Here is a 21919-nt window from a genome sequence, read left to right on the forward strand (position 1 = left end):
GATATTGCTGGGAGCGATCTGATGTCGGCCGGTGAAGGCTCGGAAGCGGGTGAAGGGGCCAGCGTCGTCAACGGCCTCTACGTCTTCGACATCGAAATGCGCGACGGCAAGCGCGGGCAGGCGAGAGGCGTGGTCGTGCTCTGCGACGGCCGCATCATGGGCGGCGACAGCTATTTCTATTACACCGGCAGCTACACCTTCCGGAACGGCAAGTGGCGCGGTGACATGATCGTCAATCAGCACACCGAGGCGGTCGGCCGGACGCTCGCCTTCGGAGGCCGGGAGGTCACCTGCGGCTTTTCCGGCGACTATTTCCCCGGCGGCGCCGAAGTCGAGGGAATGGCGCTGGTCGGCAAGACCAGCGTGACGTTCACGGCGCGGCTGACGCTGAAGGATGCGATGTGAGCTGACGCTCACCGCGAGCTTCGTCGCGGCAAGCATATGTGGATTCAGGGATATGCTGGCGCGCTCGCGCTGATGGAAAGCGCGAGGTCCGGAGTGCCTAGGAGTCCGGACCTCGCAACCTTGCCCCAGCCTTCGATCCCCCGCCCCATGTGGTCCCCCAACCCCTTGGTGCGCGATCAGAGGGTGATGCCCTTGGAACTGGCCGCCGATCGATGTCGCGCGATGTACGCGAGATCGAAATAGGATTCCATTCCGGATCACTACGGACACGATTGAGCTTGCTTCTGCGGCAAACTGCACGTGCCTGCATCGACGGCAGCACGGCTGCACGAGATCGATGCTGGCGATGCGCAGGATGTCCACATCTGCTCGACGCGGCCGAATCTCGGTTTCACGGGCCTGTCATTGAACTGGTCTAGCGCTGCTCCCCGTCATCGCTGACGACCGAAGGAGCAAGCCATGTCGAAGCCGGTGTTGGGCGCCGCATTGTCCATCAGATCGATCCCCGCGCATCGCGACTGGCTCCTCGAGCGGCAGCGCGATCTCGAGATCCAGGATTTTTTCCGCGCCGATCTGCTCGACGGCGACTGGCGTAGCTCGGCCGGCGAGATCAAGCAGATGCTTGCCGGTCACACCGGCCGGCTCGGCATTCACGGGCCGTTCTGGGGCTTCAAGATCGACAGCCACGACCCGATGATCCGCCAGGCCGTGACCAAGCGCCTGCTGCAGGGGCTGGAAGCCGCCGAGTTCCTCGGCGCGACGCAGATGGTGATCCATTCGCCGTTCACGACCTGGGACCACAACAATCTCGATCTCTATCCGGATAACCGCGCCAATATCGTCGAACGCGTCAAGGCGACGCTCGCCGAAGTGATCGCGCGCGCCGAGACGATCGGCTGTGAGATCGTGATCGAGAACATCGAGGACAAGGACCCGCGCGACCGCGTGCGCCTCGCCAAGGCGCTCGAAAGCAACAAGGTCCGCGTCTCGCTCGATACCGGTCACGCCAACTATGCCCACATCTCCACCGGCGCGCCGCCGGTCGACTATTACGTCGAGACCGCCGGCGACATGCTGGCGCATGTGCATCTCCAGGATACCGACGGCTTTGCCGACCGGCACTGGGCGCCGGGCGAAGGCAATATTCCGTGGGTCGCCGTGTTCCGCGCGCTGGGCCGGCTGACCTCCAACCCGCGGCTGATTCTCGAGCTCCGCAACCACGACGACGTCCGCAAGGGCGCTGCGCATCTCGCCGCGCTCGGTCTCGCCGAATAACCGACATCACAGAGGGCAGGGGTTATCCTCATGAGCAAGTTCACCCGTCGCACCATCCTGAAGTCCGGCGGCGCTGCCGCGAGCACGCTTCTCCTGCCGCGCTTTGCGATCGGTCAGGCCGACAACCGTCCGTCGGTGACGATCGCCGTGCAGAAGGTGACCAATTCGAACGTGCTCGACGTGCTGCGCGAGCAGTCCAATGTCGGCGAGCGCGTGTTCTTCTCCTCGATCTGGGAGGGCCTGATCTCCAAGAACTGGCGCGGCAGCCTAGAGGCCGTGCCGGGCCTCGCCACCGAGTGGCGCCGCATCGACGACCAGACCGTCGAGGTGAAGCTGCGCCAGGGCGTCAAGTTCCACAACGGCGACGAGCTGACGGCGGAAGACGTCGTCTTCACCTTCAGCCGCCAGCGCATGTTCGGCGAGACCGAGGCCAAGAGCCGCTCCACCATCCAGGCCTTCGAGAAGATCCCGACGCCACGGCCGGGCAAGGAGTTGCCGCCGGACGTGCCGGCCGTCGCGCGCCGCATCTGGCCGGACCTCGTGCGCGTCGATGCGGTCGACAAGTACACGGTGCGCTTCTACAACGCGACGCCTGATGTCACCATCGAAGGCCGGCTGTCGCGCTACGGCTCCGACATTGCAAACCGCCGGGCCTGGGAAGAGTCTGCGAGCTATCTCGACTGGGCGCGCAAGCCGATCACGACCGGACCCTACAAGGTGGTCGAGCTCAAGCCCGACGTGTCGCTGACGCTGGAAGCACACGACGAATATTGGGGCGGCCGCCCGCCGCTCAAGCGCATCCGCTTCCTCGAAGTCCCTGAAGTCGCGAGCCGCATCAACGGGCTGCTCTCGGGCGAATACCAGTTCGCCTGCGACATCCCGCCGGACCAGATCGCCGGCATCGAGAAGAATGCCGCGTTCGAAGTGCAGGGCGGCACCATCCTCAATCACCGCCTGACCGTGTTCGACAAGAACCACGCCGTGCTCGCCAATCCGCTGGTGCGCCGCGCCTTCACCCATGCGATCGACCGCCAGGCGATCGTCGACAGCCTGTGGGCCGGCCGCACCCGCGTGCCGAAGGGCCTGCAGTGGGAGTTCTACGGCGACATGTTCAACGCCGACTGGAGCGTGCCGGCTTACGATCCGAAGCTCGCGCAGGATCTGCTCAAGCAGGCCAATTACAAGGGCGATCCGATCCCGTACCGGCTGCTCAACAACTACTACACCAACCAGGTCGCAACCGCGCAAATCCTGGTCGAGATGTGGAAGTCGGTCGGCCTCAACGTGCAGATCGAGACCAAGGAGAACTGGTCGCAGATCATGGAGCGGGCGCCGACCCGTGCGGTCCGCGACTGGTCGAACTCGGCCGCCTTCAACGATCCGGTCTCCTCGCTGGTCGCCCAGCACGGGCCGAACGGCCAGCAGCAGCAGATCGGCGAGTGGACCAATGCCGAGCTGAACACGCTCTCGGAATTCCTGGAGACGTCGACCGATCGCGCCGCGCGCAAGAAGGCGTTCCGCCGCATGCTGGAGATCGCCGAGCGCGAGGATCCCGCCTATACGGTGCTGCACCAGAACGCGACCTTCACGGCCAAGCCGAAATCGATCAAGTGGAAAGCCTCGCCCGCCTTCGCGATGGATTTCCGCGCCGGCAATTTCGAGGCCTGAAGGTGTCGCCGCTGGTCAGCATCGCAGGCTTGAACGTCGCTTTCAACGGCGTGCCGGTGCTGCGCGGCGTCGATCTCGCTCTCGGCAAGGGCGAGGCCCTCGGCCTCGTCGGCGAGTCCGGCTCCGGCAAGTCGGTGACCTGGCTCGCCGCACTCGGCCTGCTGCCGCGGCACGCGAAGATTTCGGGCTCAGTGCAGCTCGACGGACGTGAACTGCTGGGCGCGCCGGCCGCCGAGCTCGACCGCGTCAGGGGCGGGCGGGTTGCCATGATCTTCCAGGATCCGGCGAGCGCGCTCAACCCGGTGCTGACCATCCGCAAGCAGCTCTGCGAGGCGCTGGCACTGCATCGCGATCTCCAGGGCGGGACCGTGAAGGCCGAAGCGAAGCGGCTGCTCGATCTCGTCGGCATCCCCGATGCGGCGCGGCGGCTGTCGGCCTATCCGCACGAATTCTCCGGCGGCCAGGTCCAGCGCATCATGATCGCGATGGCGCTTGCGGGAAATCCGGACCTCCTGATCGCGGACGAGCCGACCACCGCGCTCGATGCCACCATCCAGGCGCAGATCTTGGAGCTGCTCTCCAGCATCCGCCGCGAGATGAGCATGGCGATGGTGCTGATCAGCCACGATCTCGGCGTCGTCGCCGAGAATTGCGACCGCGTCGCGGTGATGTATGCCGGCCGCATCGTCGAGCAGGCGCCCAGCAACCAGCTCTTCGCCGATCCCGTCCACCCTTACGCGCAGGGCCTGATCGGCGCGCTGCCGCCGCTCGACGGACCGCGCCGCCGTCTCACCGCCATTCCCGGCACCGTGCCCGATCCCGCGCACATGCCGACCGGTTGTGCCTTTGCGCCGCGCTGTACGCTGGCGACCCATCCGTGCGGTCTTGCGGCACCAACCCTCGCACCCATTGCCAATGACCGCACCGTCGCCTGCATCCGCGCCGAGGCCTCGCGCCGCGCACTGCTCGGGATCGCCGCCGAATGAGCGCGCCGCTCGTCGAGGTCCGCGCGATCTCCCGCAGCTACAGCATGCGCTCCGGAATGTTCGGCCGAGCCACGGCCGTGCATGCCGTCGACGGCGTGTCGCTCACGATTCCCAAAGGTGAGACGCTGGGCCTCGTCGGCGAGTCCGGTTCGGGCAAATCCACCACCGGCCGCATCGTGCTCGGCCTCGAGCCCCCGGATCGCGGCGAGGTGCGGTTCGGCGGCAAGCCGATGGCCGCGCCGGGAACGGCTGTGTGGCGCGCGCAGCGGGCACGGATGCAGATGATCTTCCAGGATCCGCTGGGGGCGCTGGACCGGCGCCTTCCGGTCGCCACACAGATCCGCGAGCCGCTCGACATCCACGGCCTCGGCACGCCCGCCGAGCGCGAGGAGCGTGTGCGCGAATTGCTGCGCGCAGTCGAGCTGATGCCGGCGCACGGCACCCGCTATCCGGGCGCGCTCTCGGGCGGACAGCGCCAGCGCATCGTGCTGGCACGGGCGCTGGCGACGAAGCCGGATTTCCTGGTCTGCGACGAGCCGGTCAGCGCGCTCGACGTCTCGATCCAGGCGCAGGTGGTGAACCTGCTTTGCGATCTCCAGGCGCAGTTGTCGCTGACTTTGCTGTTCATCAGCCACGATCTGCGCGTTGTCCGGCAGATCAGTAACGTTGTCGCGGTGATGTATCTCGGCCGCATCGTCGAGGTCGGTAGCGCCGACGACCTGTTCGCGCGACCGGAGCATCCCTACACACAGGCGCTGGTCTCGGCGTCGCCTGCGCCCGGCCGCCGCAGCGCCGGCCGCATCGTGCTGTCGGGCGATCCGCCGAACCCGGCGGCGCGTCCGCAAGGCTGCGCCTTCCATCCGCGCTGCCCACACGCCGTCGCGCGCTGTGCGAGCGAGGTGCCGGCGCTCTCGGCCGTCGGCAGTGACAGACAGGTCGCCTGCCATCTCGTCACCGGCGCTCAAACGCGGGACGCGGCGTGATGGGACGCTATTTCGCCATTCGCATCGGGCGCGCAGCTCTGACGATCGTGCTCGTCGTCACCTTTGCCTTCGTCGTGCTGCGGCTGTCGGGCGATCCTGCCCTGATGATTTTGGGACCGGAAGCACCGCCCGAGGTGATCGCCGCCTTCCGAAAAGCCTGGGGCCTCGATGATCCCATCTGGTTCCAGTACCTCGATTACTTCAGCGCCATCGCCAAAGGCGAGCTCGGCCGCTCCATGCGCGACGGGCGGCCCGCGATCGAGCTGGTGCTGGAGCGGATCCCGGCGACGCTGGCGCTGACGCTACCGGCCTTCTTCTTCAAGGTCGCGCTCGGCGTTCCCGCCGGCATCTACGCGGCGCTGCATCGGGGCTCGGGAATCGATCGCGCGGTGATGATGACGGCGGTCGCCGGCTTCACCGTGCCGAGCTTCGTGCTGGCGCTGCTGCTCGTACTCGTCTTCGCCGTGCAGCTCGGCTGGCTGCCGTCGGGCGGACAGGACAGCTGGCGCCACGCCATTCTGCCGATCACAACGCTCAGCCTCGGCGGCGCCGCGGTGCTGGCGCGCTTCACCCGCAGCGCGATGCTGGAGGTGCTCGGCCAGCCCTATATCCGCACGGCCTCCGCCAAGGGCGTGCCGTGGCGCAAGGTGGTGACATCGCATGCGCTGCCGAACGCGGCGATCCCGACCGTGACCATTCTCGGCTTCATGGTGGGCACGCTGATCGCCGGCGCGGTCGTGGTCGAGAGCGTGTTTGCCTGGCCGGGAGTAGGGCGGCTTCTTGTCGTTGCGGTTGCCAATCGCGATCTCGCGGTCGTGCAATGCATCCTGCTGCTGGTCGCGATGACCATGGTCACGTCCAATTTGGTCGTCGACTTCCTGTACGGCTTCCTCGATCCGCGGCTGCGCGCGAAAGGAGCCCATGCATGACCGACGCCACGTTGAAGGATACGGGCGTCCGCCGTCGCATCAGCCTGCCGGCGATCCCGGTCTCGGTGGCGCTGGCGATCGGCTGGATCGTCGCGATGCTGGTGATCGCAGCCTTCGCCGAGAAGATCGCCCCTTACGGTTTCACCCAGCTCGATTTGCGCAACCGCCTCGCGGCACCCGGCAATGTCGCGCACTGGCTCGGCACGGACGAGCTCGGCCGCGATGTGCTGTCGCGGCTGCTCGTGTCGATCCGCATCTCGCTGCTGATCGCCTTCGGCGCCACCGCAATCTCGGCCATCGTCGGCACCACGCTCGGCTTCCTGGCCGCGCATTTCCGGGGGGCTGTCGAGCAGCTCGTGCTGATGCTGACCGACTTCCAGGCCAGCATGCCCTTCCTGATCATGGCACTCGCCGTGCTCGCCTTCTTCGGCAATTCGCTGCCGCTGCTGGTCGGGTTGATGGGCCTGTTCGGCTGGGAGCGCTATGCCCGCATCGCGCGCGGCCTTGCCATCTCCGCCAATGCGCAGGGCTACGCCGCCGCGGTCCGCCAGTTAGGCGCAACGCCGTCGCGGATTTACCTGCGGCATATCCTGCCCAACATCGCCTCGACGCTGATCGTCTCGACCACGCTGGTCTTCCCCGAGGTGATCCTGATGGAGTCGGGCCTGTCCTTCCTCGGCCTCGGCGTACAGCCGCCGATGACCAGCCTCGGCAACATGGTCGGCTATGGCCGCGAGTACCTGACCCGGGCACCCTGGATCATGCTGGCACCGGCGACCACCATCGTCGTGACCACGCTCGCGGTCTCGGTCATCGGCGACTGGCTGCGCGACCGGCTGGATCCGACGCTGCAATAGCGCGACTGCCGCTTCCGGCCTTGGTCTAGCCTTGGACCTCCGGCTTCCTGCCGCGTCCGAGCGCGAATTGACCGACCGGGCCCTCGATATGGAATTCCAACTCCGTCATTTTCGCGAACAGATCGATGTTGGTGCTGCCAATGGCGCAGCCGCCGAGGCCCATATCGGTCGCCGCCAGGTAAAGCGTCTGAATCAGGCTGCCGACATCCTTCAGGATCAACGAATATGCGATTGAGCTGTATTTCCAGGAGACCCGCCCAAAACGCGCCGCGATCGTGATGAGGATTTGTGGTTGACCCGGCGCGTCCATGGCGAACTGGGCAGCCGCCAAATGCGCCTGGAGTTGTTGGGGGGAGGCGCCGATCGCGACTAGCGCGTGGCTCCCTGCATCATAGTGGTAGAGTCCGCGCGCAAGCCCGTCGCAGTTCGCGACGGTAAGGTACAATTCCAGCTCGTACGCGCTGCCCGCCGACGGATAAGGCCTTGTGCTGTAGCTGACGTCGGGACCGCCCTCGAAATACGGCTCGCTCTTCCATTCGGACACGACGCGCGCGGTGGTGTCGAGAAACTGTGCGAGTTCGCCGAGCGTGACCGGATGCTTGTCGTCGAAATCCCGTGTTGAATGGCGTTCGCGCAACAGCTTCGGGAAGTGGGAGTTTGGCTCCGCGGAGGAGAATTTGCGCAGGTCAATCTTGCTGCCGGCCCAGGGCGGACGTACCGCCGGCGACGGCGGAACGACGCCGGCATAGGTGAAGGCGGCGCCGACCGGGTTGGCTTGCCGACCCTCCGTGCTTCGCGTGTGAAACACCAGATCATGGAAATCCCAGAGAACGAGATTGCCGTCGCCTTCATTCACTCGCAGGCCGTCGCCGCCTTTCGCATCGAGCTTGAGCAGGATCTGGCTGTCCAGCAGCAGCTCGAGCAAAAGGAGGTTGAGTGACTTCGGGTCGAGCTTGCCGATCTTCTGAGGCTGCGACAGCGCAGCAAGGGTGGCGGCGATGGCGGGATCGCCAATCCGGAACAGCGCGGCGGCGCGTGGCGATTCCAGCACCAACTCGTTGCCGCGCCGGCGCAGAAAGGCAAAGCGCGATAGCACAACGGTGTCACGACTGCCCAGCTTCGCGCGCCGCGGCCAGTAGTCGGGGACCTGGGGCTCGACGACCACGAAGTCCTGCGTGCTACGCGAAGAGGAGAGGCGGTATTCCAGAAGCCCTTGCCGGGCCAGGCGATGCACCAGTGCGTCGATTTCCCTGGCGAGGATGCTCTTGCCTGCAAACGAAGCGAGCGGAAGACCGGTGCTCAGATGTCGTGCGCAGTCCATCGCGGCCGCGCTGAATTGTCCGAGGTTGACGGAATAGTCGCCGAGAGAGGCGGCGATGTTTCCGTCCGGCTGCATCTGGAGGGAAAAGCGATGGCTCAATCGGGCGGCAATCTCCGGCGCGATCTTCCTGGTCGGCTTTTTCCGGGGAGCACGCACGACGAGCAGGCCTTCAGGTGTGTGGAAGGAATGAAGTCAGATCGCTTTCCAGCCGCGGCCGGTCCAACAATCCGAGCCTCACCGGCACGTCGTATAGGCGGCCCGGTGCGAAGCGGCGATAAAAATGACGCAAGCCCGGAACGAGCACTCGGACGACCGGAACCTCGACGTCGGGACGTGTCTGGTCGAGGACGAGGAAATCGTAGCCCGCACGGGCGGCGATCTCGACGCAGGCGATGGCCTGGTCACGCGTATTGTCGTGAAGCTCGAGGCTTGGCGCCGGGGGGACGATCGGGCGATCGCTCGGTGTCAGGAACGGGTAGTCTTCCAGGCGCAGCGGGGTAACACCGTCGAGGGTCGGCTTCTCGCCGCTCGCACCGCCCATCATGCTGACGGACATGAATTGGGTCAGCTCGGTGAGGGAGCGCAGCAGGGCTATACGGCGGTCGAAATGCGCGCCGGACCCGAACTCGATATGCTCGTGTCCATCCTGCATCCAGTGCATGATTGCCACGTAAGTCGGAATGCCGAGGTCGGTGGTGACATCGAGCACCCACAGCTTGCGCCCGGCTTCCGCAAATTGAGTCCGGAGATCCCGGACATAGAAATCGTCGAACTGCTCGAGGTCGACCTCGGCGCGCTGCACCCGGTTGTACCACCAGATCGCGTAGGCATCGCGCTCGATCAGTTCGAGGAAGCCCTGGACAATCGCTTCGTCGCGGGTGTTGCCGGCCGCGCAGCCGTTGGAATCCGTATGGAAGCCGCCATAAAAGAAGTACAGGAGCCCCGTCGGCAGATATTTGAAGCGTTTGTCGCGCAACGATGAGACGGGCGACCACTCGGTCCTCGTCGAAGGATCGAACGGCTCGGGCACCGGATGGGGATCGTCCGGTTGCTGGAGAAACCTGTTCTTGAACTGCGTTTCGCTGAAGAGCTGGACATCGTTGGGAAGAAGCGCGTCGCCAGGCGCGAAATCGGCAAATCGACGGGTCGTCCTGATCTCATCGCCCTGGAAAATGCCCGAATAGCGTTCGATCGATTCCATCAGCGCGCTGGCTTCGCCCTGCTCGGCGGTCGAGCCCTTGCCAAAACTGCCGCCGCTCAATCCGGACCTGAGCTGGTCGATGCTGTGGGCGGGCGCGGAGAAATTATGCTGCGCGAAGTAGTTGGTATTCATCGGCAGGTCGACGTCGATTCGTTCGAGCCTGGTCACCACCCCTGTCAGGGGGCTCACATGTTTGCGGAAGCGCGACACCGTCGACCGCGACGTCACGGTGCGATATCCCCCGCTGGTCATGACGAGCCTCTTGCCCTCGGCAATTTCGACCAGGGCCGGAGATCGGCGCGGGTTGTTCAGCTTCCTGCTGCCGCAGGTCGGACATTGTGGACGTCGCGTCACGTAGTGCTTGGCGATGGCGGCGCCGGTGAGGTCGAAACTTGCGATGTGATTGCATAAATCGGTACGAAAATCCGATGCAATTGCCTTGGCGATTTCGACGGCCGCAAAATGGATTCCAGTCTGACCGACGCTTTCTCTGACGAGCGGCGATATGGCAACCGCATGCGCCGTTCCCCGGTCAAGAAACCCCTTGATCTCCCGGTTGCGGATCATGCGATCGAACAGGCAGGTCCAGCAGGCGCTCTCGCCCGGTTTGAACACGGGACCGACCAGCGGAAACGCGCCGGATGGCTGTACCAGCAGCCAGGGCGTCTTGCCGGCCGCGCGTTCCTGGTTCAGTTCAGCAAGTCGCCGGTCGAGATAGTCGTTCGCCAGCGTGATCGTGAACTTCGGCGCTCGCTTGGCGATTTGAACACCGAGCTTGCTCAACGCCGCGGTCAGCTCCCTGGCGCCTTTGACGTCAATCGACTCAATCCGGACGGGGCAATTAAGAAGATTTTGTTCGGCGATCTCCAGGGGGATGCCGAGGCTCGCCAGGAAACCGCCGACGGCGTCGTCGAATGCTTTCGGGTTCCGCGCAACGACATATCGGCGATCGAGGAGCCGCTTGATTGCTTCCTCGATCTTGTTGGCCGGAAAGTGCTTCGAAAGCTGGCCAATGATCTCCGGCCAAGCCTTGCCATGTTTTCCGATCGCGGTGGCCAAGGCGCAGTAGAGCTCGCCGTGCAGGAAGAACTTGCGGTCCTCGGAATAGAGGCAAACCGCATCGGGGGGCAGTACGTAAGCGGTGAAGTTCGGTGCAAATCGGAGAATGTCTTTGCGGGTCTGCCGCGCAACGCGGGTCTTGCCAGTTGCAGTCATTGAGTCAGCACGCTGATCCTGTTTCCGTCACGCTAGATCCCCGGCGCAAGATGGATCGTCACGACCGCGCGCCGGCATGTTCTCAGAGAATTGAAACGAATTCAGCTGTCACCCGCAAGCCGCCGATGCGAGCGTCGTAGCGAAATCAAGCAATTGGCCGGACCCTTTCTTGAGGCCGGCCAATGACCTATCAACCCGTGAATTCGACATTCGGAACGCGCCGGGCTCTAGCACCAGCGGCAGCGGCCCCACGATGCGCAGCAACCCGCGCATGATACGGCGCATCCCACCACACCAACGCCACAGCCAACGGCACAACCCGCACATCGGCAACCGACGCCACATCGGCAACCACGGCAACCCCGACAGCCTCTGCAGCCGCGGCAACCGCCGCATCCGCGCCACGCCAACTGCACGCGGCTACCGGCGTTTTCCTTGTCGAAGAGATGGAAGGTGGCGAGGCTGACGTCAGCCATTTCCTCTTCATCGAGCGTGATTGCTTGACCGACTCCAAGGTGGGGCAATTGTTGTACGTCGGGTGTCGGCACGGCGGACGCCGATGCGCCTCCCGCCAGCGAGAACGTCAACCCTGCGGCTCCGAACGCCGGCACGGCGACTTTGGTTACTCGCTTCTTCCCTTTAGAGGTCTTCTTCGCCTGCCGCATGGTCGACCCTCCGAGCATTGCAAGAAGCATCCCAGCCGCGGTAAGTCTACGCTCAGGAAATAACGCGAGCAACAATTACGCGCACAAAAGCGCGGCGCTGCACGTTCGGATGTATTCATCTTCATGAACGGCAATCAGCACAGCCAGTTGACACAGCGCGTCAACGATCCACGCTCTCGGCGCGCGTGCAGCTTGCTGCAGTGCCGCAAGCGCATCGAATCTTGAACGGAGAGTTCGGGGTGGCAGATCGATCAGGGCGTTTCGCTTGGTATGAACTCCTGACCACGGATGTCGCAGCGGCGGGCGCATTTTATCGCAAGGCCGTCGGCTGGGGCGTGAAGGATGAATCGACCCCGGATCTACCTTACATGGTGCTTCGTAGCGGCGGCGCTCCGCTGGGCGGACTTATGGATATCCCGGAAGAGGGGCGGAGATTGGGGGCGACGCCGCGGTGGATGGGATACGTCGCCGTCGACGACCTGGACGCGACCGCCGCGCAGATCAGGCGTCTTGGAGGCACGATCCTTGTGCCGCCGACCGACACCAATATTGGCCGCATAGCAGTCGTTGCCGATCCGCAGGAGGCGACGTTCGGGCTGATCAAAGAACCGACATATGGCCGACGGAAACCGGGCCGGCCGGACGAGCCGGGGCGTGTCGGCTGGCATGAGTTACTGGCTACCGACCGGACCGTGATCTTCGATTTCTACAGAGAACTATTCGGTTGGCAGAAGACCGACGCTCAAAGCGAACCAGCGGCCTGGTATCAATTGTTTTCGGCGGGTGGGCAGACGATCGGCGGCATGCTCACGAAACTTCCGAGCGTAACGCAGCCGAGCTGGCTGCATTACTTCAATGTCGACGACATCGGTGCTGCCATGAAACATGTGAACGCTGGCGGCGGCCGGATTCTCCAGGGGCCGATCGAATTGCCTGATGGCTGCTGGATCGCACGATGTGTCGATCCCCAGGGCGCCTTGTTTGCATTGCAGGGGGCCCGGGGTCCGACCAGCATTGAGCCATCCTCGGCTTCGGAAATCGGCTGGTCCGCCAAGTGGGGTGGCATTGCCTCCCAGGGGAGAATTGTGCTGCCCAAGCCGAAGCGCTAGCTGCAGCGTCTCTGTCCGGCGCTGACGCGCCTCTGCAATAGCCCGCGTCGGGAGCAGGGGAGCCCTGTCCGGCCCAAGTTCCCGTTGCGCCGGCCGGGCCTGTGCGGTATCCGGCCGGAAAGGCCTGAGGCGGCTCCCATTTTCCCGCCCGGCCCCAAACCCGAGGACGGAAACCGCCATGCCAGCCTATCGCTCCCGCACCACCACCCACGGCCGCAACATGGCGGGCGCGCGCGGCCTCTGGCGCGCGACGGGCATGAAGGACGCAGATTTCGGCAAGCCGATCATCGCGGTCGTCAACTCGTTCACCCAGTTCGTGCCCGGCCACGTCCACCTCAAGGACCTCGGCCAGCTCGTCGCCCGCGAGATCGAGCAGGCCGGCGGCGTCGCCAAGGAGTTCAACACCATCGCGGTCGACGACGGCATCGCCATGGGCCACGACGGCATGCTCTACAGCCTGCCGTCGCGCGAACTGATCGCCGACAGCGTCGAGTACATGGCCAACGCGCATTGCGCCGACGGCCTCGTCTGCATCTCCAATTGCGACAAGATCACGCCCGGCATGCTGATGGCCGCGCTGCGGCTCAACATCCCCGCCGTGTTCGTCTCGGGCGGGCCGATGGAGGCCGGCAAGGTCAAGCTGCAGGGCAAGACCAAGGCCGTCGACCTCATCGACGCCATGGTCGCCGCCGCTGACTCCAAGGTCAGCGACGAGGACGTCAAGGTGATCGAGCGCTCCGCGTGCCCGACCTGCGGCTCCTGCTCGGGCATGTTCACCGCGAACTCCATGAACTGCCTGACCGAGGCGCTAGGCCTTGCGCTGCCCGGCAACGGATCGGTGGTCGCGACCCACGCCGACCGCAAGCGCCTGTTCGTCGAGGCCGGCCATACCATCGTCGATCTCGTCCGCCGCTATTACGAGCAGGACGATGCTTCGGTCCTGCCGCGCAACGTCGCCAACTTCAAGGCGTTCGAGAACGCGATGACGCTCGACATCGCCATGGGCGGCTCGACCAACACCGTGCTGCATCTCTTGGCCGCCGCTCACGAGGGGCAGGTCGCGTTCACCATGAAGGACATCGATCGGCTGTCGCGTCGTGTGCCCGTGCTGTGCAAGGTCGCGCCGTCGGTGGCCGACGTGCATGTCGAGGACGTGCATCGCGCCGGCGGCATCATGGGCATTCTCGGCGAGCTCGACCGTGCCGGCCTGATCGACACCTCGGTCTCGACCGTGCATGCACCGACCATGAACGAGGCGCTGGAGCGCTGGGACATCAAGCGCTCCAAGAGCGAGGCGGTGCGCACCTTCTATCGTGCTTCGCCCGGCGGCATCCCGACCCAGGTCGCGTTCAGCCAGGAGCGCCGTTACGACGAGCTCGATGCCGACCGCGAGAAGGGCGTCGTGCGCGATCTCGAGCACGCCTTCAGCAAGGACGGCGGCCTCGCCGTGCTCTACGGCAACCTCGCGCAGGACGGCTGCATCGTGAAGACCGCCGGCGTTGACGCCTCGATCCTGAAGTTCTCCGGCCCCGCGCGCGTGTTCGAAAGCCAGGACGCCGCCGTCGAAGGCATTCTGGGCGGCAAGGTCGTCGCCGGCGAGGTCGTGGTCATCATCTACGAAGGCCCGCGCGGCGGCCCCGGCATGCAGGAGATGCTGTATCCGACCAGCTACCTGAAATCGATGGGCCTCGGCAAAGCCTGCGCGCTCGTCACCGACGGCCGCTTCTCCGGCGGCTCCTCGGGCCTGTCGATCGGCCATCTGTCGCCGGAAGCCGCCGAAGGCGGCAACATCGGCCTCGTGCGCACCGGCGATATCATCGCCATCGACATCCCGAACCGCAGCATCACGCTGGAGGTCTCCGACGAGGAGCTCGCCAGCCGCCGCGCCGCGGAGGAGGCGAAGGGCGATACCGCCTGGCAGGCGATCGGCCGCAAGCGCAACGTCTCGACCGCGCTGCAGGCTTACGCTGCGCTCACCACCAGCGCCGCGCGCGGCGCGGTGCGCGAGGTGAAGCGCCGCTCGAACTGAGCGCTGCATCGCTCGCGCTCACGTGCATGGTCAACAAGTTCTGAACGGCCGGCGCAAGCCGGCCGTTCGCATTAAGGATGCCCCGACGAACTTCAGCACACCAAGGGTTTACGGCGTATAATGCGGCCACCTTCGCAAATCCATTTCGGGCAATTGGGGCACCACATAATGTCGCGTACTCTTGCTGTTGTTTTCTCCACCGCCGTCGCCGCGATTTCGATGACGGGCGCAGCATCTGCCGGCTGCTACAATTGCTACACGCCGCCGCCGTGCACGACCTGCTATCAGCAGCAATACGTCGCGCCGCAATACCGCACCGTCGATGAGACCGTGATGGTGTCGCCCGGCTCCGTCGTCGCGCATCGCACGCCCGCGCAGTACCGCACCGTGATGGTGCCGCAGACCGTGATGGTGGCGCCGCCTGGCGTCCAGTACGAGCGCATCCCGCCGCAATACGCCACGCGCCAGCGCGTCGAAATGGTCTCGCCGGGCTATTCCTATTACGCCCCGGTGCAGATGGGCTGCGCCTCCTGCGGCTACTGACGCCCACACAGCAACGAACGAATTTCGCGCGGCGCTCCCTCGGGCGCCGCGCTTTCTTTTGGCTGCAAGCAACGGGGCCCGGACCTGAAGCAGAAACTCCAGCCGGACCCCGCAACCGGCAACGCCCTGGGCGGTGTCGACGGTCCCGCCAAGGCTAGGCCACCTGGCTGACACTCGCCTGACAGAGCGATTTCTATGGGACGAGGGGAGGCCGCCGCGAGCCCGCCAATTTCGCGTTCGCTTGGGCGGTCGATCATGGGGTTATCGATAGCCACAAGGCGGCCCCGGCTGTGGTGGGGGGCTTTTGAGGTAAGGCCGGGGCCGCTGGAGGTGCTTGGACTCTTGGGGAAGGCCAAGCGATCGATAGCTTACTCTGCGCTTCCGGCGCGGTTCTGTTCGCTTCAGCACATTGCGATGCCATTTCAGAGCGGAACTATGCCATTTTTTTTCCCGATCCGATTCACACAGATTAATGCAAGCAGAAGGATGGCCGCCTTTCCTTGCTCGTTGAGCAACCGGGGTCACCAATGACTGACAAAGAGCCGATGCAGAGCAGGTTTTTCATTCGAATGGGAGGCAAAGGTTGGATGGTCTACGATCGAGAGCGCATGGGCCCAGCACTGATCGGGACCGACATGGCGGCCAATTTGACGAAGGAGCGCGCCGAACAGTTGCTACGTGTCCTTATGTCCTCGCGTGCGGGGTGCCGCTAAGCAGCGGGCGCGACAACGGGCGCTTGTCGCGTTTTGAAGAAACGGCCCCAACTCAGTGACAGGAGGAGCTGGGGCCAGAGTTGCCGGGCGAGCAAGGCTTACGCTTAGCCCGGACTCAACGTTTGCCATCGAACCCAGGTCGCTCGCGATGGGGCAACCGGCGTACCTCGGATTTGCAGTGCTCTAGATTCCCCTCTGTGTCGGTGCAACCGAAGGGTCCCGTGGTGTCCGCTTGCCAGGTTCGGCGGAGCTGTTCTAACCCATTGGCGGAACGAAACCGCACGCCCTTTGATCTTCTCGGTTGCCGGTGAGAATGACCCCTGTGCTTCAGACTGAACGGCATCTCAATCTCGACCCGGACATATTCTGCAGTGACGACGCACTCGCCTACGAGCGCAGCCGGACGCGTTTCGCCGCCGGTCAAGGCATGTTGCTCGACGATGCCTACCGTTTGGCGCATCTGCCTCTGGTCGCTCCTCACGATCCTCGCGTGATCGCAGCGAAGGAGGGCACCTCTTACGACAGGGGACGCCACCCCACGGCCTACTCGGTGGTGTTGCCCATCTCGGCCGACGCACTCGAAGCCTCGCCGCTCTATCAGGCGCTCGATGCGGAACTGCGGACGGCTCCCTTTGCGAACAAGGTGGCGTGGCACGTGATGGACAGGCGGCGGGAGCGTCTGCACGCCACCATCTGCGGCGGCCTCGGCTCTGAGCCCCCGGCCATCGAGCCCGCCCGTCGCTCGGCCATGGCCGGGCTCGGACCCATCAGGGCCGAGGTCCGGGGGCTGTTCTCCGGGAATGTGAATCGGGGACGGCTCTATCTTCGGGTCTACCCCGAGCAGCGCGATGGCGCGAACCTCTTCCATGCGGTCCAGCGCGTGCTCGGTCGCCCGACGACGGATCTCTACGTGGTCGGACTCTGGAACCTGATGGACGATCTCGACGCCGACGAGGCCGCGATTCTCGCGGCGATGATCGAGCGCTGGTGGTCGCGGAGCTTGCTGCGGGTGGAGACGGACGAGCTTTGGTTGCTCGGCGCACGCGATGACCTCGTGCTGGATGGTGAGATCAGCGCGCGCTTAGCCCTGCGTTGAGGTGCCGTTCGATAGCGCTGTGGGGCCGGGCCGGGCGCAATGGCTCGATTCTGGCGGAAGGGGTGTCCTGTCAACCTTATTGCAATTACTTGCATTTCCTGTCTGCGTCGCGAGCAATCTACGGTCCTAGCCACGCCTAGTTTGGCGGCCTCTCGACCGTAGTTTTCGGCCAGCTCCCCGTAGCTCGCCGCGTTCGAGGGGCAGGGTGCTTTCGCCCATCAGGGCGCGGCGGACGCTGCACTCGAAGAATCGCACTTCAAGCAACACCGGCATTAAGCTCACCGCGGTAAAGTCTTACCACTGAAGCCAACCGTTGCTTGTTGGTCGGATAGCTGCCCTGTGGCAAGGGCGGCTCGCCGCGCGACTTCCAGATATTATTGAGTTTGGCGACCAGATCTGTGGTGGACGTAACGCCTAATTCCTCGGCGAGCGCTGGCTCAATTGGAAATATCCTGGGTTCTTTCGGCGGATGCGCCAGCCGCGGCTGGAAGGGACGCGATCTGGACCGTGGCCGCGGCCGAAGCTCGGGCCTTTTCTTTAGCAGAGGGAAATCGCTGAGGTTCGTAGCCGGCTTGTAGATGCCAAAGCGAACCGCGGTACGAAGAAGGTCGAATGCAGTTTCGATCTCCGGCGGCCTCAAAAGGCCGCCGTCGCTCCTGTTGAGGAACTCCGCGGCCTCCTCCCGATAAAGATGGCCGCCGGTGGACCGATGACTTCCACAAACTTCCCAAACGCGGTCTGGAGAATACCCGGTCGTTTTCTCGAAGGCCTTAAAGCGGATCTCGGTTTGTTGGCGATGCGCGTCCACAGCGTCAATCACGTTCAGCGCAGATCCGCGCGATGGTCCGTTCGTGGCTGCCACCGGATAACTCTCGACCGTGACGTCGAAGTGGAACGCAAGTCGCAATACGGCTTTCCAGAACCGTAACACGATCACCCGCGCGTGCAGGCGCCGGATCTCGTCAAGATCGTCGTTCCGGACGCGAACTCGAAGTGCTTCGCTGAGATCTTTTGTGAGATCCCGAGCTCCAGGGAAGGACAGCAGTTCATTGGAAGGGCGTTTATTCTCGTGTGCAAAAGTGGGTTCGCTGCGCTTTTTGTCCAGCGAGTCCCCGTAGCCGGCGTAGCGGCGGGTGCTAATGCGGACGGAGAGGTTTCCTGCCGAGGTCATGCCCGCCTTCACAGTGAGGCGCCTCCCGTAATCTCGCGTCTTGACGTCCGTTCGATCAAACAGGGATGCATAGGCGGCGGTGTAGAATTCGCTATCGTCGAGCAGCAACCGCAATAAGGTCTGCCCCGGGAGGGCGTACTCATCGTCTGACGCGGCGATGACGCCGAGTCGCTCAGCGACGCTGTATTGCTCTAAGTGGTTAAAGGTGCCGTGCAATTGTGGCGGGTCAGGAAGCAGCATGATGGGATTTGAGCGCAGAGAGCGAAGGCAAGTTGGGAGAAGGTTTCTACTTTCGTAGCTTTTGACCGTAGATTTCAGCGTTAGGATCAAAAAGGCAAGCGCTATCAAAGCAGCAAGGAGGAGGGAGTATCTGTCAATCGGATAGTTCACCCCACCTTTGCACGGCAGCGTACGGACGCGAGTTCGCTGTGGATTGTGCTAGGCCATCCGCTCGACGTGCGGGTGAAATCTTCGAATACTTATTGTTGGCGGCCCCTGAAGCGCTTGAGTCTGTTGGATTATTCAAAGAGCAACTTCCAGGGTAACTCCGCCTATCCTAGCAGGATGCATTTGGTGTGTTGCGGTGAAAGGCGCCGTTTCAACAACATTGGTCTGTCCTGAATCGAGTGCCCTGCTGTTTAGTCGAACAGCGTTGAACAGCTAGGTACATCAATGATTGATAGGAAAGGTGTAGGCGGCCCCGTTATCGTCGCGACCGTCAATGAAACGATGGCAGCGCTGCGTATTGGCCGCGCTAAACTCTACGAGCTCCTGAACTCCGGAGTGCTTGAAAGTTACCTCGAAGGGGCTTCTCGGAAGATCACTTGGCGCAGCATCGACGCATACGTTGAGCGGCGTCTCATGGAAGAGACCGCTCGTCGCGGCGGGAGGCGTTGTGCATCCTGCGATTAATCTGCTGACGAAATGGCGTTTGCTGCAGGCCATTGTGGCGGATCCTGAGCTCGATGCAGCAAGCAAGCTTGTTGCCACGAGACTGCTCGGCCATTGCAACACCAAGACGGGTCGCTGCGACCCCTCTTACCAAGCCATTGCGGACGCGCTCGGCTATTCGCGCCGTCACGTCATCCGTTCAATCCAGCGTCTCGCCTCCGCAGGTTGGATCCAGGTGCACCGTCGCGGGCGGGGGCGCCAAGCCAGCTCCAACAGGTTCGAGTTTCCTTGGAACCGAGCCGAGGCCGATGAGACTGGATTTTCGTCGAATTTCAGACGGGCAAAGAACGCTGAAGGCGCCCAATCGGCCTTCAAGATGAAGAGTGATCCCGAGGAGGTAGTGGCGCCCATTTCATCTCCTAGTGCCAGCGGTGTCACCGCAGTCAGTGACAAGGACGTCACCAACCGCGCCACCGCTGTCACCTCAGGTGTGACACCAGCGTCACCTAAAAAAGGGAATTCAAAACAGGAAAGGAAGAGTCAGGAATTAGAACAGGCGCCGGCGAAGCCGTCGCTCAGCCCTGCTGCTATCTTGTTTGGAGATTGCCGCGGCTATCTAGAGGAAACCGCTGGTCTGTCTGCAGACCAAGCGCGTCGGCTGCTGGGTAAATGGCGACAGACGCATCGAGACGCCGCAATCATTGAAGCGGTCAGCATAGCAATACGGAACGAAGCTCGGGATCCAGTCGGCTTCATCTCGGCGTGCTTGAGCCGCTCGTCCCCCTCCCAGTCCGTGGGGGCGATGTCGGCTATTGCTGCGATCGAAAGGTTTGAAACATGAGTCCGCACGGCAAGATCGTCTCGGAGCAGGCAAGCTGGGGCCTTGATAGGCTACTCGGTCTCTCGCGATCACTTCATGATGTGACCGGAAGGCTAGAATGGGGACGAATCGGAGTCGCGACCGGCAGGCGCCTCCTACTTGAGGCTGACAGCCTGATCGTTGAAGCTGAATCCTGTGCTTCCACCGTAGACGTCCGTGCCGCTGCTGAAGAGTTGAAGCTGCAAATTCGGCCGGCATCGCCGGGGGACGTCAAGCGCCAGCTCCAGATTTTGATCGGCTCTTTTCCAAATGCTCCAAAGCAAAACCTTCAGCTCTATGGGACGGCACTAATCCAAGATGTCCTAAACGAACGGCCATCGATTTTGGCTTTGTCAAACGCGTGCCGCACTCTTCGTCGGACTTCTCGGTTTTTACCAACCATCTCGGAGGTGCTTGGGCATTTAGAGAATGAAATGTCGCGACAACGCGATGGGATCCTGGCCGCTCAAGAGTTCCTAACGCGGATTGGCCGGGCCAAACACGTCCGTTCGGAAGCTCGCAAACAGATGGATGCAGTTTTTGAGCAACAAGTCCAAATAGCACTCCGACTGCTCCGCGCGGGAGGTAGCACCAACTTCCTGCCCGATGAGGTTTTGCTGGAGGCTAGGAAAAGGGGTGGAGCGGGCTGACGTTATCGGCCGGATTGCTTGCCGTCGGCCCACCGGGTGAGCCAAGGGCTTTCATTATGCTCCCTGAGCTCGGCAATAGTGAGACATCTGTGAGACACCCCATATGCGGCACCCTCATAACGGGGGGCGACGTCGGTCAGATCCTGGTTGGGAGACTTGACACGGCAGTGGCACGCGTTGCCGGCAGCGCTGGTGCTTAGCTCAATGGATATCGGTGAGACGCTAGGACTCGGTCAGTGGTACGATTGTTGAGACGTTGATACGATGACGAAAAGTGACGTATTTGCATGGCATTGGATGAGCTGAGCCCGATTGAGACGCCGTCAAGTGTCTCAGTCGGTTGGAGGGGGCGTCCCATCAACGCCTTTTGTCGAGCGCAACAGAGCACATTAGTCCGAATGGCGCCGACGAGGATTATGATCCACGGGGAAGCCGTCCAAGATAGACGCCACGCCCTTCCTCATCGGGACACCTCGGCGGAGAACGTAAGCGGTGGTTCCTGGTGTCTTCACTAGGGAGTCCGCAACGACTAACATTTGTACCGACAGGAGACGGGCTAACACTGCCGGCGGGTAGCCGACTTTGCGAGACGCGAGACGTCTAAGTCATTGGCTGAGACGAGAAGACGAGACTGAGACGATGGCGGATCGAAGAGGTACGGACTGCGGAGCCCGAGTGCCCCGCGACTTGACGTTGTCCGTTACGCTCTCCGTTACGTTCACCGCTCAAACTTGCGGGGCTAAGCCGTTCGACATCAGTCGATTGCGCCAGTCCGCCCTGGTTCGTGTGAGGAGCTACTAAGGCGACCGCCGGCTCGGCGTCCAAGTCGCTTATATTGGCTTCAGCGCCCCCTCACTACTGCCTTGCCGCACTGACGCGGCTGGCACAAGCCGGGGATTGGTACCGGCGAAAAGCTTTTTTCGATTGCCCGGGCCACACCGGGCATGAGCCACTGGTTCATCGATATCCCATACCCAATGGCCGCCTGCCGCTCTTGAAATCCGGCCTGACGTCGGCGCCGCGCCGCCCGCAAGATCGGCAGATGAAGCGCGACTCAATATCCGATAGGCGTAGATCATCAGCCCATCGATCGGCGCTCAAGGCAATGCTGTGGCCACAGCGATAATCGGCGCAAAAGACGATGATGCCGCGGACACCCATCTCGCGCATCTCTGCAAATGTGATCTTGCGCGGGCGGCCGTCGGTGTAGGCAGGTCGGGGCATTCCCGCAATCAAAGCGGCAACCTAAGTACATCGCAAATTGTCGATTCCTTATAGCTCTGCGTCAGAGCTGGCTACTAAGTCTCGTGGTGAGGGCTGTCGGACTGTCCCGGACCGCGGGTGTGGGATAAC

The 21919-nt window shown here is 63.3% G+C and carries 16 protein-coding genes; 12 read left to right on the forward strand and 4 right to left on the reverse strand.

Features of this window, described 5'->3' with window-relative positions:
• Positions 1-21 precede the first annotated feature (21 nt).
• From QA649_RS23725 to QA649_RS23755, 7 genes are all read left to right on the forward strand, one after another.
• Positions 22-405 carry a GrlR family regulatory protein gene (locus QA649_RS23725; RefSeq protein ID WP_283019312.1) on the forward strand — a complete coding sequence of 128 codons (384 nt, stop codon included), beginning with the start codon at positions 22-24 and terminating at the stop codon, positions 403-405.
• A 459-nt stretch (positions 406-864) separates the two neighbouring features.
• Positions 865-1680: a sugar phosphate isomerase/epimerase family protein gene (locus QA649_RS23730; RefSeq protein WP_283019313.1), complete on the forward strand. Its 816-nt coding sequence runs from the start codon at positions 865-867 to the stop codon at positions 1678-1680.
• Positions 1681-1710: 30 nt separating this feature from the next.
• Positions 1711-3348, forward strand: a complete 1638-nt coding sequence (locus QA649_RS23735) for an ABC transporter substrate-binding protein (protein ID WP_283019314.1) — start codon at positions 1711-1713, stop codon at positions 3346-3348.
• Positions 3349-3350: 2 nt separating this feature from the next.
• Positions 3351-4334, forward strand: a complete 984-nt coding sequence (locus QA649_RS23740; protein ID WP_283019315.1) for an ABC transporter ATP-binding protein — start codon at positions 3351-3353, stop codon at positions 4332-4334.
• Positions 4331-5317 carry an ABC transporter ATP-binding protein gene (locus tag QA649_RS23745; protein WP_283019316.1) on the forward strand — a complete coding sequence of 329 codons (987 nt, stop codon included), beginning with the start codon at positions 4331-4333 and terminating at the stop codon, positions 5315-5317. The genes QA649_RS23740 and QA649_RS23745 overlap by 4 nt, the downstream gene beginning before the upstream one ends.
• Positions 5317-6246 carry an ABC transporter permease gene (locus tag QA649_RS23750; RefSeq protein WP_018642013.1) on the forward strand — a complete coding sequence of 310 codons (930 nt, stop codon included), beginning with the start codon at positions 5317-5319 and terminating at the stop codon, positions 6244-6246. Before QA649_RS23745 ends, QA649_RS23750 begins: the two co-directional genes overlap by 1 nt.
• Positions 6243-7103 (forward strand): ABC transporter permease, encoded by an 861-nt coding sequence (locus tag QA649_RS23755; RefSeq protein ID WP_283019317.1) that lies wholly within the window; start codon positions 6243-6245, stop codon positions 7101-7103. The genes QA649_RS23750 and QA649_RS23755 overlap by 4 nt, the downstream gene beginning before the upstream one ends.
• 25 nt (positions 7104-7128) lie before the next feature.
• On the opposite strand, the gene QA649_RS23760 is transcribed toward QA649_RS23755, so the two are convergent.
• Positions 7129-8499, reverse strand: coding sequence for a SagB family peptide dehydrogenase (locus tag QA649_RS23760; protein ID WP_283026080.1), 1371 nt, complete (start codon positions 8497-8499; stop codon positions 7129-7131).
• A gap of 94 nt (positions 8500-8593) precedes the next feature.
• Positions 8594-10840, reverse strand: a complete 2247-nt coding sequence (locus QA649_RS23765) for a TOMM precursor leader peptide-binding protein (RefSeq protein ID WP_283019318.1) — start codon at positions 10838-10840, stop codon at positions 8594-8596.
• A gap of 904 nt (positions 10841-11744) precedes the next feature.
• Between QA649_RS23765 and QA649_RS23770 the strand changes: the two genes are divergently transcribed.
• The 4 genes from QA649_RS23770 to QA649_RS23785 all read left to right on the forward strand — a co-directional run bounded on the left by QA649_RS23770 (position 11745) and on the right by QA649_RS23785 (position 16995).
• The gene (locus QA649_RS23770) at positions 11745-12614 is read left to right on the forward strand and encodes a VOC family protein (protein ID WP_283019319.1); all 870 of its coding nucleotides are present in this window, start codon (positions 11745-11747) and stop codon (positions 12612-12614) included.
• Positions 12615-12792: 178 nt separating this feature from the next.
• On the forward strand, positions 12793-14643 hold the full coding sequence (ilvD, locus tag QA649_RS23775; RefSeq protein ID WP_283019320.1) for a dihydroxy-acid dehydratase: 1851 nt from the start codon (positions 12793-12795) through the stop codon (positions 14641-14643).
• Positions 14644-14862: 219 nt separating this feature from the next.
• Entirely contained in the window at positions 14863-15186 is a 324-nt protein-coding gene (locus tag QA649_RS23780; protein WP_283026081.1) for a hypothetical protein, read from the forward strand.
• A 1026-nt stretch (positions 15187-16212) separates the two neighbouring features.
• Positions 16213-16995 (forward strand): hypothetical protein, encoded by a 783-nt coding sequence (locus QA649_RS23785; protein ID WP_283019321.1) that lies wholly within the window; start codon positions 16213-16215, stop codon positions 16993-16995.
• 256 nt (positions 16996-17251) lie between these two features.
• Here QA649_RS23785 and QA649_RS23790 read toward each other — a convergent pair whose 3' ends face one another.
• Entirely contained in the window at positions 17252-18406 is a 1155-nt protein-coding gene (locus QA649_RS23790) for a hypothetical protein (protein ID WP_283019322.1), read from the reverse strand.
• Positions 18407-19061: 655 nt separating this feature from the next.
• On the opposite strand from QA649_RS23790, the gene QA649_RS23795 reads away from it, so the two are divergent.
• Entirely contained in the window at positions 19062-19898 is an 837-nt protein-coding gene (locus QA649_RS23795) for a helix-turn-helix domain-containing protein (RefSeq protein WP_283019323.1), read from the forward strand.
• A 1625-nt stretch (positions 19899-21523) separates the two neighbouring features.
• Here QA649_RS23795 and QA649_RS23800 read toward each other — a convergent pair.
• Positions 21524-21790, reverse strand: coding sequence for a hypothetical protein (locus QA649_RS23800; protein WP_283019324.1), 267 nt, complete (start codon positions 21788-21790; stop codon positions 21524-21526).
• Positions 21791-21919 lie beyond the last annotated feature (129 nt).

This window comes from Bradyrhizobium sp. CB1717, assembly GCF_029714325.1.
Lineage (GTDB): Bacteria > Pseudomonadota > Alphaproteobacteria > Rhizobiales > Xanthobacteraceae > Bradyrhizobium.

Coding starts and splice junctions, on each gene's coding strand:
- QA649_RS23755 (WP_283019317.1), top strand. CDS start 6,243: ATGACCGACGCCACGTTGAAGGATACGGGCGTCCGCCGTCGCATCAGC.
- ilvD (WP_283019320.1), top strand. CDS start 12,793: ATGCCAGCCTATCGCTCCCGCACCACCACCCACGGCCGCAACATGGCG.
- QA649_RS23800 (WP_283019324.1), bottom strand. CDS start 21,790: ATGCCCCGACCTGCCTACACCGACGGCCGCCCGCGCAAGATCACATTT.
- QA649_RS23725 (WP_283019312.1), top strand. CDS start 22: ATGTCGGCCGGTGAAGGCTCGGAAGCGGGTGAAGGGGCCAGCGTCGTC.
- QA649_RS23730 (WP_283019313.1), top strand. CDS start 865: ATGTCGAAGCCGGTGTTGGGCGCCGCATTGTCCATCAGATCGATCCCC.
- QA649_RS23785 (WP_283019321.1), top strand. CDS start 16,213: ATGACCCCTGTGCTTCAGACTGAACGGCATCTCAATCTCGACCCGGAC.
- QA649_RS23765 (WP_283019318.1), bottom strand. CDS start 10,840: ATGACTGCAACTGGCAAGACCCGCGTTGCGCGGCAGACCCGCAAAGAC.
- QA649_RS23750 (WP_018642013.1), top strand. CDS start 5,317: ATGGGACGCTATTTCGCCATTCGCATCGGGCGCGCAGCTCTGACGATC.
- QA649_RS23760 (WP_283026080.1), bottom strand. CDS start 8,499: ATGCAGCCGGACGGAAACATCGCCGCCTCTCTCGGCGACTATTCCGTC.
- QA649_RS23790 (WP_283019322.1), bottom strand. CDS start 18,406: ATGCTGCTTCCTGACCCGCCACAATTGCACGGCACCTTTAACCACTTA.
- QA649_RS23735 (WP_283019314.1), top strand. CDS start 1,711: ATGAGCAAGTTCACCCGTCGCACCATCCTGAAGTCCGGCGGCGCTGCC.
- QA649_RS23780 (WP_283026081.1), top strand. CDS start 14,863: ATGACGGGCGCAGCATCTGCCGGCTGCTACAATTGCTACACGCCGCCG.
- QA649_RS23745 (WP_283019316.1), top strand. CDS start 4,331: ATGAGCGCGCCGCTCGTCGAGGTCCGCGCGATCTCCCGCAGCTACAGC.